The sequence below is a fragment of the Mesorhizobium sp. M1252 genome (genome assembly GCF_040318265.1).
Lineage (GTDB): Bacteria > Pseudomonadota > Alphaproteobacteria > Rhizobiales > Rhizobiaceae > Mesorhizobium.
On record NZ_JAMYLX010000006.1, the window covers coordinates 1 to 13,254 of the forward strand.

The following is a 13,254-nucleotide window of genomic DNA, read 5'->3' on the forward strand; positions in this document are numbered from 1 at the left end:
GGGGGAGATTGGCTGTCGCTGCCGCCTTCGCCAATCTTACAACGGTGTCTCGCGCCACCCTCACCGCTTCACCTCCCACGTCGTCACGCGTTCGTTGGTGACAGGATCCTTGCCGTCCTTCAGCTGCACGCCTTGCTCCAGAAGCTCGTCGCGGATGCGGTCGGCCTCGGCCCAGTTTTTCGCTGCGATCAGTTCCAAGCGCTTGGCGATCGCCTTGGCGATCGCTGCCTCGTCGACCTTGGCCGCGCCGATATCGAAGCCGAGGAACAACAGCGATGCCTTCAGCGATGCGGCCGCTTCGTTGCCCTCCGCGGCCTCACCGGCAAGCTGCGTGAGCTGCTGGAAGGCGGCATAGGTGGCGAGGTCGTCAGACAGCGCCGCCACAACCTCCGCCGGAACTTGCCCTGCCGACGGGGAGAGATCGGCGGCGCGCTTCCATTTGCGCAGCGTATTCTCGGCTTCCTCCAGCTTGCGCACGGAGAAATCGATCGGCTCGCGGTAATGCGTCATCAGCATCGCCAGACGCAGCACCTCGCCCGGCCATTTGCGGCCGCCGAAGGTCTCGGTCTCCAGCAGTTCGGCGATCGCGTAGAAATTGCCGACGCTCTTCGACATTTTCTGGCCCTCGACCTGCAGGAAGCCGTTGTGCATCCAGACATTGGCCATGACGTCGGTGCCGTGGGCGCAACGCGACTGGGCGATCTCGTTCTCATGGTGCGGGAAGATCAAATCGAGGCCGCCGCCATGGATGTCGAAGACATCGCCGAGATAGGCGGCCGACATGGCCGAGCATTCGATGTGCCAGCCCGGCCGGCCCCTGCCCCATGGGCTGTCCCAGCCGGGCTCTTCCGGTGACGACAATTTCCACAGCACGAAATCGCCCGGGTTCTTCTTGTGAGCGTCGACGGCAATTCGCGCACCGGCCTGCTGTTCGTCGAGATTGCGCTTCGACAGCTCGCCATAATCCGGCATCGAGGCGGTGTCGAACAGCACTTCGCCGGCGGCGACATAGGCGTGGCCGCGTTCGATCAAACGTTCGATGAGGGTGATCATGTCAACCTTGCCGTCGGCGCGGCGCGCGACGAACTCGGTGGCGCGCGGCTCGACCGTCGGCGGCAAGCAGCCGAGTGCGGCGACATCCTTGTGGTACTGGTCGGCGGTTTTTTCGGTGACGCGGCGGATTGCCTCGTTGAGCGTCAGGTTTCCCGACGCGATCTCGGCGCCGAAATCGCGCAGCGCGCGGGCGTTTATCTTGTCGTCGACATCTGTGATGTTGCGCACATACGTGACACCAGCCTCGCCGTAGAGGTGACGCAGCAAACGGAACAGCACGTCGAAGACGATCGCCGGACGCGCATTGCCGATATGGGCAAAGTCGTAGACGGTCGGACCGCAGACATACATGCGCACATTCGACGGGTCGATGGGAACGAACACGTCCTTCGTCCGCGTTAGCGTGTTGTAGAGGCTGAGACCCTTCGATGCGTCAGACATGCGTGCCCTTCCGGTCCGTTAAGTTCTGGAGAGAGCCTTACCTGTGCCAAGGCACAAATCGGGCTCCAGCCTGCTGGCCGGGGCGTTTGTCCACTCTGGGGAAAGATGAGGCGAAAACGTCCGGACCAGCGCGAAGCTAGCCAATAATGCAAATGCCACAAATGGCGAAAAACGTTTTCATCGGCGGCTTTATCGCCTTGGCCGGTGTTGCCGTCAAGTCGCAACTTCCGGCAAAAGCGTCGCTGGTTCATAGGTCAGGAGCCGCTGAAACATTTTATTAAACATGTCGGCACAGTCATGAAACATTCGCCGGCTAGTTCACCATAGGTCACGATTCGGTCAGATTCGGCCGGCAAACGCAGACACGGAAATGTTACCAGGGAAGAGATCGATGTCACGAACCAAGCAGGAATCGAGCCGCGCCAAGCAACCGGCGCTCGCCAACCACTACCGTGCGATCGGCCCGGCCGCGATCGTCGCCGCCCTTCTCCATACCGCGAAGAATAAAAAGCCGGCGCCGAAAATCACTTCGCCCCGCGCTGCCTGAACAGGCATCGTGCCGCCGCCGACAAGGCGTGCGCCGGAACGGAAGGCTGAGGCCCCATAGCGCGCCTGAAAACAGCAGCTCTTCCTATTGAGCAGGTTCTTCCCGAAGACCGGACATGGCTTCTTGGGAGCGCGCTCTAAAACAGCGTCATCTGACTGTCGTCCGCGCCGGGCTTCTGGCGCCTGACCTTGCCGGGCTCGACGATGCCCATGTCCTGTATCTCCGGCCCGGTGTTGGCGACCTTGTTGACGAGGTCGGAGACCGGAATTGCCTCGAAGAAATCGGGCAGCGCGGGCTTGAGCAGGTCGGCCACATCGCGCGGTTCGAGCGTGCGGCAGTCCAGCCAGCGGGCAAAATCTTCAGGCGCGATCACCACCGGCATCCGGTCATGGATATGGGCGATGCCGGCATTGGCGTTGACGGTAAGAGTAGCGCCGGTGTCCATTTCCGAACCGCCCGGCTCGGCATAGGTTTCAATCAGCCCGGCAAAGGCGATCAACCCGCCATGCCGCGGCCGTATCCAGTAGGGCTGGCCCTTCTTGCCGCTGCCGGATTGCTGCCACTCATAGAAGCCGGAGGCCGGCACCAAGGCACGGCGATGGCGCATGGCGGCTTTGAACGAGGCTTTTTCAATAGCGCCTTCCGAACGCGCGTTGATGAGCAGCGGAAATTCCCTGGTGTCCTTGACCCAGGTGGGGATCAGCCCCCAGCGCACCAGCATCGCCTGGCGATCCGGGAAATTCGAGCCCGGCATGCGCGGCGGCCCCGACAACGCCATCAGCACCGGCTGCGTCGGCGCGATGTTGTAGCGGGCCGGAAAATCCTCCAGCTCCGCCAGGCCGAGCAAGGCGGCGGTCTGGTCGGGCGTCGCGGTCAGGGCAAAGCGTCCGCACATTGGCAAGCTCGATGAATTGATCCGATCGCGAACGTGGCGATGGAACCGGCGCTGCGCAACCGCTAAAGCTGCTCGCTGCCAGCCGGTCCACAGGGTGGGCCTCACATAAGCGAATCGATATCGATGAACGAGCAGCGCAAGATACTTCCCGCAGTCTCGGTCGCCGTCGTGCGCGGCAGGACGGTGCTGCTGGTCAAACGGGCGCGGCCGCCGTCGCAGGGGCTTTATGCCTTTCCCGGCGGCAAGGTCGAGCCCGGCGAGACGCTGCAAGAAGCAGCAGTGCGCGAATTGCTGGAGGAAACCGGGCTGCGGGCGCAGGACTATCGTCCGCTTCGCGACATCCACATCGACGGCAGCGGCGAGAATCACCCGGTCGACTATCTGCTGACCGTGTTCGGCGCCGTTTATGCCGGCGGCGAAGCGACGGCCAGCGACGATGCCGAGACCGCCGCCTTCTATAGTCTTGATGAAATGGCGACGCTGCCGCTCGCGGGTGACGTCATGGAGGTGGCTGAAGAGCTTTTGGCCTGAAGCAGGCCCATATCTGCCGCTCCGAGAATCGCCTTGCAGGCGACAAAATGTTTCGCCAGATAGACTTATGACCCGCACCTCGCTGTTCCTTGCCGCATGCATCGCCACCGCCACGGCTTTTGCCGTGCAGCCGGCGCTGGCCGCCGAGTCGCCGTTCGAGCCCGGGCTGATGCGACTGGCCGAGGTGCTGGGGTCGCTGCATTTCCTGCGCAATCTGTGCGGCGAAAAGGGCGACCAGTGGCGCACCGAGATGGAAAAGCTGATCGATTCGGAAAATCCCGATCCGGAGCGGCGTGCCCGCTTCATCGCCAGCTTCAACCGCGGTTACCGTTCCTTCGGCGGCACCTATACCCAATGCACGCCGTCAGCGACCGAAGCCATCAGCCGCTACATGAAGGAAGGCGAGACGCTGTCGCGCGACATCGCCTCGCGTTACGGCAACTGACGAGCGCCAGACGGCGTTTAGCGAACGCCTTTTCGAGCACCCGCCTTGTATCCACGGCACGTTGATGCAATCTTGGTGTTGCACTTGCGCAACAGTATTAACGAAACGTTAGCGCGCGAATGCGGAATTAACTCAAACTGAAGGTTTTCATCCCGCTCACCGGTCTAATCGGCTAAGTTTGAATCGGACCGAACGCAGGCGACGAAGTTTGTAAAGACGATCAAAAAAATGTCGTATTTACAGATACTTACTTAGCCTGCGTGAGATAGGGGCAGCCCAAGCCGGATCCGACCCGTCGGACCGCCGCTTGAAAAGGTGGACATCGCAAATGGAACATGGCGTCAACGACATCGACGCGCTGGTCAGGGAAGAAAAGCGCCTGACCGCGGTGGAAAGCCATAGCGAGGCCTGGGCGGAAGGTCTGTCGGCCGGCATAGAACCTGAAATCATCGCCGAGGCAGCGCTTGAAACCGCGTTCGGCGAGATGCTGCGAGCCAATGGCGAAACCTCGGCCCTTGCCCTGCTCGATCGCATGCGTGAAAAGGTGATCGCCGGCGCCTTCGAGCCGGAGCGGTTTCGGCACTAGGCGTCGCGCGTCTCAGAGGGTGCATCGCCAGCTTACCGGTTCTTTGACGACGGCGCGCCGTTTGGGCATCATGCCTGAACAGCCTAGGCCCAAGGAGAGGCAAGCGGTGAATTTTTCGATGTCAGGCCGGCCTCGCGGCGTGGTCCTCAGCATCTGGCTTGCCGCCTCTTGCGCCGCGGTTCCGCTGGCGCTTGTCCTGACCAGCAACCCTGCCTATGCGCTGAGCGAGATCAAGCGCGAGGAGCTTCCAGCTCCTGCCGGGCCACCAGCCAATGGTGAGACGGCGCCGTCTGAAAATTCAGTGCCAATGCCCGATCTGCCCGGCACGGCGCCACCGGCCGCCAGCCAGCCGAAATCGCCCACGGAGCCCGGACAAAGCCAACCGGAAGCCCCCGCCAACGATGGCGGCGTGGCCAACCCGCGTGCCGATCCAGAAGCGCCGGTGCCCGAAGTCGTCTATGACCTTTCCAAATTGCCCGAGCCCGTCAGGCGCATGCGCGATCTGATGGTCGAGGCCTGCGTCAGCGGCGACATCGAGAAGCTGCGGCCGCTGATCGGCAAGGGCGACACCATGACCCAATTGTCGCTGGGCGAAATCGAGGGCGACCCGATCGCCTTCCTGAAAGGGCTATCGGGCGACAAGGAAGGTCAGGAAATCCTCGCCATCCTGGAAGAGGTGCTCAATGCCGGCTATGTCCATGTAGACGTCGGCACACCGCAGGAACTCTATGTCTGGCCGTATTTCTTCGCCCTGCCGCTGGACAAGCTCAACGCCAGGCAGCGGGTCGAACTGTTCAAGATCGTCACCGCCGGCGACTATGACGACATGAAGCAGTTCGGAGCCTACATCTTCTACCGCGTCGGCATTACGCCCACCGGGCAGTGGACGTTTTTCGTCGCCGGGGATTGAACGGCCGGCGAATAGCTGTCTCTCCTGCGCGGTTGAGGCGCTTATTTACAACTGTATTCCCAAGTGAAAATTTGAGGATGCTCAGCGTCGGGATCCTCGTCTTGTTCAGGATCCCTGCTTACGGCTATACTCCCCAGGGCGCTGACGCCATTTTGGCAACTACCCTTGATCAATCTCGCCACCATTCCAAAAACTTGCAGATGCCGATCTCGGAACGACATCTCCGCCAGCGGCCCATCATACTTTTCTCTGTTATGAATGACCTCTATGCGTCTCTTGTTCGAACCCAGGTCGATTATAGAGTAGTTGAATTCCGATCCGCTCAATTCAGACACACCCTGCTTCGGGGTATCCAGGGCATTTGCCGAAACTTCAGTCATACCCAGAATGATCAAGATAGCGGAGATATATCTGAGCATAATTCCCCCCAATAAACGAGAATTAGAGTCTGTCTTGCCGGACGCTTTCCAGAGTAATTCCAGGAAAAGTGTGAAACGGCTTTCCGTCCGAATTGCGTCCAAACAAAGAGAGTGACGGATTTGGCAGAACAATGCACCGCTTTGGTTAGTAAATACGCCGCGGTATTGGCCTGTCCCGCCTGGCGGTCGAACGGGGATCCGTAGCCGAGGACACGTAGGGTGGTTCGTTATCCGGCCGCCTAAGCCGGCAGCGCCTCGGAAAACTCCACCGGCCTGCCCTGTCCTGGCGTGACGATCTCGCCTTCCCACATCACGCGACGACCGCGCACGATGGTGCCGACCGGCCAGCCGGTGACTTCCTTGCCGTCATAGGGCGTCCAGCCGGCCTTGGAGCCGGCCTGCGCATTGGTGATGGTCTCGCGGCACTTCATGTCGACAACGGTGAAATCGGCGTCATAGCCTGCGGCGATACGGCCTTTCCGGGCCATGCCGAAGATGCGCTGCGGGCCGTGGCTGGAGAGGTCGACGAAGCGCTGCAGGGTCAGCAGGCCTGAATTGACGTGGTCGAGCATGATCGGCACCAGCGTCTGCACCCCGGTCATGCCAGACGGTGAGGCCGGATAGGGCTTTGCCTTTTCGGCCAGCGTGTGGGGGGCGTGGTCGGAGCCGAGCACATCGACAATGCCTTGCGCAATGCCGTGCCAGACGCCGTCGCGATGGCGGGCCGCGCGAACCGGCGGATTCATCTGGATCAGCGTGCCCAGCCGCGCATAGTCGTCGGCGGTGAGCGTCAAATGGTGCGGCGTCGCCTCGCAGGTGGCGACATCCTTGTGCTGTTCGAGGAACACGATCTCTTCGGCAGTGGAGATGTGCAGGACATGGATGCGGGCGCGGGTGCTGCGCGCGATGCGCACCAGCCGCTCGGTGCAGCGCAAGGCCGCGATCTCGTCGCGCCAGACGGGGTGTGAGGACGGGTCGCCCTCGACGCGCAAGCCGAGGCGCTCGCGCAGCCGGAACTCGTCCTCCGAGTGAAAGGCGGCGCGGCGGCGGGTGTTGCGCAGGATCGATGCGACACCCTCGTCGTCCTCGACTAGCAGGTCGCCGGTGGACGAGCCCATGAACACCTTTATCCCGGCAGCACCCGGCAGCCGCTCGAGCTCACCGACATCATTGGCATTCTCGCGCGTGCCGCCAACCCAGAAGGCGAAGTCGCAATGCATCCGGCTGGTGGCGCGGCGCACCTTGTCGGCAAGCGCCGCCTCGCTGGTGGTCAGCGGATTGGTGTTGGGCATTTCGAAGACGGCGGTGACCCCGCCCAGAACAGCGGCGCGAGATCCACTCTCGAGATCTTCCTTGTGCTCCAGCCCCGGCTCGCGAAAATGCACCTGGCTGTCAACGACGCCGGGCAGGACGTGCAGCCCGCGACAGTCGATCGCTTCGCCGGCCGAAGCTTGGCGAAGATCGCCCATTGCGACGATGCGACCACCCTTGACGCCGACATCGCGCGCGCCCTCGCCATCATGGTTGACCACCGTGCCGCCTGTCAGGATGAGGTCGTAGGTGGTGGCCATGGGCGTTCGGTCTCTTGCGGGGGGAGTATCGTCGGCTTACGTAAAGGCCGACCGTTTTGCAAGATCAGGTTCTTTGCCGCCCATGCCTTTTGCCCTGCTCAAAGACCGCGCTCTCATTTCCGTGTCAGGCCCGGATGCCGAGCATTTTTTGCAGAACATCCTCACCACCGACCTCGACACGCTGGCCGTCGACGCGGCAAAGCCCGGTGCGCTGCTTTCGCCGCAAGGCAAGATCCTGTTTGATTTCCTGATCTCGCGTAGCGGCGAAGACGCATTCCGGCTGGATTGCCGTGCCGATATCGCAGACGACTTCCTGCGCCGGCTGATGCTTTACAAGCTGCGCGCCAAGGCCGAGATTGCCAGGCAGGATCAAGTGCTTGTGACGGTTGCCTGGGGCGATGATTCAAGCGCCTCACCTTCTGATTCAACGACACTTGCCGATGCCCGCTTCCGCGATGTGGTTGTGAGCCGTTCCTATGGCGGCGCATCCGCAGGTGGCGACCCGGCTGCGTGGAAGGCGCTCCGCATCGCCAAAGGCATTGCCGAAAGCGGTTCCGATTATCAGCTCGGCGATGCCTTCCCTCACGACGTGCTGCTCGACGAGACCGGCGGCGTCGGCTTCAAGAAAGGCTGCTATGTCGGCCAGGAAGTGGTCTCGCGCATGCAGCATCGCGGCACCGCCAGGCGCCGCGTGCTGATCGTTTCGGCCGACCGCGCCTTGCCCGCGCCCGGCACGGAGCTGACGGTTGCGGGGCGGCCGGTCGGCACGCTCGGCTCGACCGCGGGCACGGCCGGACTCGCCATTGCCCGCATCGACCGGGTCAAGGCGGCGCTCGACGCTGGCCAGCCGGTACTGGCCGGTGATGTCACCGTCTCGCTCGCCATCCCGGCCTGGGCGCAGTTCAGCTTTCCCAGGGAAGCCATCGGCGCGGAGGACGCCTGATGGCTGCCGATCGCGTCGGAGCGCCACCGCGCGCGTGGCAGCGCATGCTGTCGGGACGGCGGCTCGACCTGCTAGATCCCTCGCCGCTCGACATCGAAATCTCCGACATCGCCCACGGGCTTGCCCGCGTCGCCCGCTGGAACGGGCAGACCCGCGGCGATCACGCCTTTTCGGTCGCCCAGCATTCGCTGCTGGTCGAGGCGCTGTTCAGCGAGTTGCAGCCGGACGCCTCGGCCAATGCCCAGCTGGCAGCACTGCTGCATGACGCGCCGGAATATGTCATCGGCGACATGATCTCGCCGTTCAAATCGGTAATGGGCGGCTCCTACAAGGAGTGTGAGCTGCGTCTCCAGCGCGCCATCCATCAGCGCTTTTCGCTGCCGCCCGAACTCGGCGTCGGCTTGCGCAAGGAGATCAAGCGCGCCGACCAGATCGCCGCCTATTACGAGGCGACGCTGCTTGCCGGTTTCTCGACCGCGGAAGCAACCGAGTTCTTCGGCCGGCCGCGCGGGTTCAATGCCGACCGCTTCGACTTTAAGCCGCACTCGGTGACCTCGGCGCAAGCTGCCTTCCTCAAACGCTACGCAACGCTTGAAAAGCAACGCCAGGCAACGGTTGCCGTGCATTCGGCGCAGTGAACATACGCTAAATTAACCAGCGGTAACCACAGTACCGGGTTTCGATCACGGTCAGCAGGCACGCCTCATGTCCGTTGCGCACGTCAAGGGTGGTTCGCCCGTCCGCAGACGGGGAGCCGGAGGCGTCGCCGCGCCACGGCAGATCGCCGACGAACTGCGCCACCAGAACGAGCGCTTTTCCGCGGCCGTCGAGAATATGTCGCATGGGCTGTGCATGTTCGACGCCGACGAGCGGATGATCATCTGCAACGGCAACTATATCAGCATCTTCTCCCTCGACGCGAAGATCGTGCGGCCCGGCATCGCGTTCCTGGACATTCTAAAGCACAGCGTCGACATCGGTGTCGCCTCACAGAGCGCCGAAGACCTGTATGCCATCCGCAAGCCCTATATCGAGCGCGCGCAAGCCTCGACCTACGAGGAAATACTGTCGGACGGACGCATCGTTTCCATCACGCACCGGCCGCTGGCCTCAGGCGGCTGGGTGTCGATCTATGAGGACATTACGGAGCAAAGGCGGGCCGAGCAGGAACTGAAGGAGCAGCACCGCCGCTTCGATGCGGCGCTCGCCAACATGTCGCAAGGCCTGTTGATGTACGACGCCGAAGGCACGCTGATCGTGCGCAACCAGCGCTTCCTCGACCTCTACAAGGTCACGCCTGACGACTTCCCGCTCGGCATGAGCCAGCGCGCCCTGCTCGAACAGATGGTGCGACTGCGCATCTATCCGTCGATGGACATCGACGGCGAGATCGCCAACACCAGAGCCAGCCTGCAGGCCGGTGAGGAGCGTTCGACAGACCGCAGCCTTGCCGATGGCCGAACGCTGCTGGTTGCGCGCCGGCCGCTTACCGGTGGCGGCTGGGTGGCGACCTTCGAAGACATCACCGAGCGCCGGCGCGCCGAAGAGCGCATGAGCCACCTTGCCCATTACGACACGCTGACCGACCTGCCCAACCGCTCGATGTTTCGCGAACGGCTCGACCAGGCGATGACCGGCGATACACCGTTGGCGATCTTCTCGCTCGACCTCGATCGCTTCAAGGCCGTCAACGACACCTGGGGACACCCGGCCGGTGACTGGCTGCTGAAATGCGTGGCGGAGCGGTTGCGGCACAGCCTGCGCAGCGACACCGATGTGGTCGCCCGCCTCGGTGGCGACGAGTTCGCCATCCTGCAGTTCAATCCCAAAGGCGCCACCGATGCGGAACAACTGGCAAAACGCATCGTCGCTGTCGTCAGCCAGCCGTTTCGCGACAAGGGCCGCGACATGCATGTCGGCATCAGCCTTGGCATCGCGCTGTATCCCGGTGACGGCAAGGACGCCGACACGCTTTTGAAGAACGCCGACATGGCGCTTTACAGCGGCAAGAGCGAAGGCCGCAACGTCTACCGCTTTTTCGAGCCCGGCATGGATGCCTTGGTGCGGGCGCGCCTGGCGCTCGAAACCGATCTCGAGACGGCACTGAAACGGCGGGAGTTCGTGCTGGAGTTCCAGCCGATCACCAACATCGCGTCGGGCAAGATCGTCGGCGCCGAAGCGTTGATGCGGTGGAATTCACCGACGCGCGGCCTGGTGGCGCCCGACGATTTCATCGCAGCCGCCGAAGACAGCGGGCTGATCGTTCCGCTGGGCGAATGGGCGCTGAAACAGGCCTGCAGCGTGGCCGCCGGCTGGCCGCCTGGAATGCGCATCGCCGTCAATGTCTCGGCAGTGCAGATCAGAAGCGCCGACTTTGCCCGCAGCGTGATTTCGGCGCTGGCCGTTTCCGGTGTGCCGGCCAGCCGGCTCGAACTGGAAATCACCGAGACCGTGCTGATGGATGAGAGCGAGACGGTGCTGAAGACGCTGAGGCAGCTGCGCGAACTCGGTATCCGCATCGCGCTCGACGATTTCGGCACCGGCTATTCGTCGCTCGGCTATCTCAGGCGTTTTCCCGTCGACAAGATCAAGATCGACCGCTCCTTCATCCACGATATCGACAACAAGGACACGGCGGCGATCGTGCGCACGATCATCGGGCTTGGTGCCGAACTTGGCATCACCGTCACCGCCGAAGGCGTCGAGACCGAAGCGCAGCTCGACATATTGCGCAAGGCTGGCTGCGTCGAGGCGCAGGGCTTTCTGATCGGCATGCCGTCAAAGGCCGCCGACATGGCTCGACTTCTCAAGACGAGGGCAGCGTCCCGGCGCGCCTGAACATCCCCGGCGTCATTCCATGCGCGGCGCGGAAGGTGCGCGAGAGATGGCTTTGGTCGGAGAAGCCGGCCGCAAAGGCGGCACCGGCGAGATCTGAACCTTGCCGGATCAGCAGATCGGCACGGCGCAGCCTGCGGTCACGGATGAAGGCAGCAGGGGTGAGACCCAGCACTTTCCTGAAATCGCGGATAACTTGAAAGCGCGTCACGCCTGCGGCTTCAGCGAGCCGCTGCAAATCGAGGTCCGAGTTCAGATGGTCTTCGATGACCTGTTCATAGACCCGGAGCCGGCTTTTCGATCCGAAGCTTTCGACCGCCTCGCGCCGCCGGCCGCCCCAATCGCCATGGCGCAGGATGAGCTTGCGCAAGGCGATCAGCATGGATGTTTCGGCGCTGGTGGCATCATTCGATGTCGAAGCCAAGTGCGCGACGCCTACTGCCTGGACGAGATCGGCATCATCGACGATCGCTTGCGAAAACAACGGCGGGCGATCCTGCCCGAGCTCGTCCGCGATCGCACCCATGAGCGAGGCCGACGGATAGAAGGTGCGGTAAGCCCAACCCTGGTCGGCACCCGCCTCGCCGTCATGCCATATCTCCGGATCGACGAGCAGAACCGTGCCCGACGGCGCGAGGACAGTCTCGTTGCCGATGCGGACCCGCTCGCACCCTTGCGTGATCAGGGCGACGACATAGGTCGGGTGCGTGTGCAGCTGGTAGCGATGCCGCGTGAAGCGCGCCTTGAGCATGCCAAGATCGCGAAAGCGCGGATGACGCCAGAACTGCGTCGTCTCCTGAGGCTGTTGAATTCCAGACACGGTCAATCCTGTTCAAGACGCTGCCGGCGCAAAACCTTTACGTGCTGGCATCGACAAGGCCGAATTTAGGATAGCCGGCAAGGAGAGCGCAATGCTGCACAACGACCCCATCGCCGCCCTCACCCCGCAGGTGGTGGAATGGCGGCATCACATCCACGCCAACCCCGAACTCGGTTTCCAAGAGTATGAGACCGTGCGCTTCGTCGCCGACAAGCTGCGCACCTTCGGGCTCGACGAGGTTCATGAAGGCATAGGCGGCACCGGCGTGGTTGGCGTCCTCAGAGGACGGCCAGGCGTGCGCGCCATCGGGCTTCGGGCCGAACTCGATGCCTTGCCCGTGCTGGAGAAGACAGGATTGCCATATGCGTCGAAGAAAGACGGCGTGATGCATGCCTGCGGCCACGACGGGCACATCGCGATGCTGCTCGGCGCCGCCAAGCTGCTCGCCGACAACAGAGCCTTCGACGGCACCGTCTGTTTCATCTTCCAGCCGGCGGAAGAAAATGAAGGCGGCGCCATGCGGATGATCGAGGACGGACTGTTCGAGCGCTTCCCCGTGGAAGCCGTCTACGCCGTCCACAACTGGCCGGGGCTGCCGCTCGGAAAGATCGCGGCCCGTGCCGGGTCGATGATGGCGGCCGTCGACACTTTCGAACTGAACTTTGAGGGGACCGGCGCGCATGCCGCCATGCCGCAGCTAGGCGACGATCCCGTGCTCGCGGCCGGCGCCTTCGTCCAGGCCGTGCAGCGCATCGTCAGCCGTTCGGTCGACCCGCAAATGGCGCTGGTCGTTTCGATCACCCAGATCCATGGCGGCAATGTCGGCAACATCGTGCCGGGCAAGGTCTGGCTGCAGGGAACCTGCCGCTTCTTCGAGCCCACTTTGTCGGACCATTGCGAAAGGCTGATCGGCGACATCGCGCAAGGCATTGCCTCGGCGCATGCCCTCACCGCCAAGCTCGCCTACAAGAAAGGCTACCCGCCGCTGGTCAACACGTCGGCTGCCACTGACCGGGCCGTCCAGGCGGCAACCGCGGTTGTCGGCCGCGAGCAGGTCGAGACCGCATTCAACCCGAGCCTCGGCTGCGAGGATTTTGCCTACATGGTCCGCGAAGCCGGCGGCTGCTATGCCTGGGTCGGCGCAGGAGCGGTCAGACCGGGCGAAGGGCTGCACGGCGATCGCTATGTCTTCAACGACGCCATCGTCCCCACCGTGCTCCGCTATTTCGTCACGCTCGTTGAGCAGACGCTACGCTGA

At 63.0% G+C, this 13,254-nt stretch carries 14 protein-coding genes; 9 read left to right on the forward strand and 5 right to left on the reverse strand.

Annotation, left to right across the window (positions count from 1 at the left end; genetic code table 11):
* Window positions 1-60 precede the first annotated feature (60 nt).
* Entirely contained in the window at window positions 61-1,494 is a 1,434-nt protein-coding gene (gene cysS / locus NKH22_RS13590; protein WP_352909838.1) for a cysteine--tRNA ligase, read from the reverse strand.
* A gap of 391 nt (window positions 1,495-1,885) precedes the next feature.
* On the opposite strand from cysS, the gene NKH22_RS13595 reads away from it, so the two are divergent.
* Complete coding sequence (locus NKH22_RS13595; RefSeq protein WP_023673568.1) at window positions 1,886-2,041, forward strand: hypothetical protein; 156 nt, start codon at window positions 1,886-1,888, stop codon at window positions 2,039-2,041.
* Window positions 2,042-2,177: 136 nt separating this feature from the next.
* Here the strand turns inward: NKH22_RS13595 and NKH22_RS13600 are convergent, their stop codons facing one another.
* Window positions 2,178-2,936 (reverse strand): SOS response-associated peptidase, encoded by a 759-nt coding sequence (locus tag NKH22_RS13600; RefSeq protein ID WP_352909840.1) that lies wholly within the window; start codon window positions 2,934-2,936, stop codon window positions 2,178-2,180.
* A 123-nt stretch (window positions 2,937-3,059) separates the two neighbouring features.
* Between NKH22_RS13600 and NKH22_RS13605 the strand changes: the two genes are divergently transcribed.
* The 4 genes from NKH22_RS13605 to NKH22_RS13620 all read left to right on the forward strand — a co-directional run bounded on the left by NKH22_RS13605 (window position 3,060) and on the right by NKH22_RS13620 (window position 5,408).
* Window positions 3,060-3,467: an NUDIX hydrolase gene (locus tag NKH22_RS13605; protein ID WP_031203100.1), complete on the forward strand. Its 408-nt coding sequence runs from the start codon at window positions 3,060-3,062 to the stop codon at window positions 3,465-3,467.
* 67 nt (window positions 3,468-3,534) lie between these two features.
* On the forward strand, window positions 3,535-3,912 hold the full coding sequence (locus NKH22_RS13610) for a TIGR02301 family protein (RefSeq protein ID WP_023692875.1): 378 nt from the start codon (window positions 3,535-3,537) through the stop codon (window positions 3,910-3,912).
* A gap of 328 nt (window positions 3,913-4,240) precedes the next feature.
* Window positions 4,241-4,498, forward strand: a complete 258-nt coding sequence (locus NKH22_RS13615; RefSeq protein ID WP_023673564.1) for a hypothetical protein — start codon at window positions 4,241-4,243, stop codon at window positions 4,496-4,498.
* 106 nt (window positions 4,499-4,604) lie between these two features.
* Complete coding sequence (locus NKH22_RS13620) at window positions 4,605-5,408, forward strand: hypothetical protein (protein WP_023692874.1); 804 nt, start codon at window positions 4,605-4,607, stop codon at window positions 5,406-5,408.
* Window positions 5,409-5,449: 41 nt separating this feature from the next.
* Here the strand turns inward: NKH22_RS13620 and NKH22_RS13625 are convergent, their stop codons facing one another.
* Together NKH22_RS13625 and NKH22_RS13630 are read right to left on the reverse strand one after the other, a co-directional pair.
* Window positions 5,450-5,827 (reverse strand): hypothetical protein, encoded by a 378-nt coding sequence (locus NKH22_RS13625; RefSeq protein WP_023692873.1) that lies wholly within the window; start codon window positions 5,825-5,827, stop codon window positions 5,450-5,452.
* A gap of 239 nt (window positions 5,828-6,066) precedes the next feature.
* Complete coding sequence (locus NKH22_RS13630) at window positions 6,067-7,398, reverse strand: dihydroorotase (protein ID WP_023673560.1); 1,332 nt, start codon at window positions 7,396-7,398, stop codon at window positions 6,067-6,069.
* Between the two features lie 82 nt (window positions 7,399-7,480).
* On the opposite strand from NKH22_RS13630, the gene ygfZ reads away from it, so the two are divergent.
* The 3 genes from ygfZ to NKH22_RS13645 all read left to right on the forward strand — a co-directional run bounded on the left by ygfZ (window position 7,481) and on the right by NKH22_RS13645 (window position 11,179).
* Entirely contained in the window at window positions 7,481-8,341 is an 861-nt protein-coding gene (gene ygfZ, locus NKH22_RS13635) for a CAF17-like 4Fe-4S cluster assembly/insertion protein YgfZ (protein WP_023692872.1), read from the forward strand.
* Window positions 8,341-8,979, forward strand: coding sequence for an HD domain-containing protein (locus tag NKH22_RS13640; RefSeq protein WP_023670260.1), 639 nt, complete (start codon window positions 8,341-8,343; stop codon window positions 8,977-8,979). The genes ygfZ and NKH22_RS13640 overlap by 1 nt, the downstream gene beginning before the upstream one ends.
* Window positions 8,980-9,046: 67 nt before the next feature.
* The gene (locus NKH22_RS13645) at window positions 9,047-11,179 is read left to right on the forward strand and encodes a putative bifunctional diguanylate cyclase/phosphodiesterase (protein ID WP_023692871.1); all 2,133 of its coding nucleotides are present in this window, start codon (window positions 9,047-9,049) and stop codon (window positions 11,177-11,179) included.
* Here the strand turns inward: NKH22_RS13645 and NKH22_RS13650 are convergent.
* Window positions 11,148-11,996 carry an AraC family transcriptional regulator gene (locus NKH22_RS13650; RefSeq protein ID WP_031198851.1) on the reverse strand — a complete coding sequence of 283 codons (849 nt, stop codon included), beginning with the start codon at window positions 11,994-11,996 and terminating at the stop codon, window positions 11,148-11,150. The two genes, NKH22_RS13645 and NKH22_RS13650, sit on opposite strands and share 32 nt — an antisense overlap.
* Before the next feature lie 91 nt (window positions 11,997-12,087).
* Between NKH22_RS13650 and NKH22_RS13655 the strand changes: the two genes are divergently transcribed.
* Window positions 12,088-13,254, forward strand: coding sequence for an amidohydrolase (locus NKH22_RS13655; RefSeq protein WP_023692869.1), 1,167 nt, complete (start codon window positions 12,088-12,090; stop codon window positions 13,252-13,254).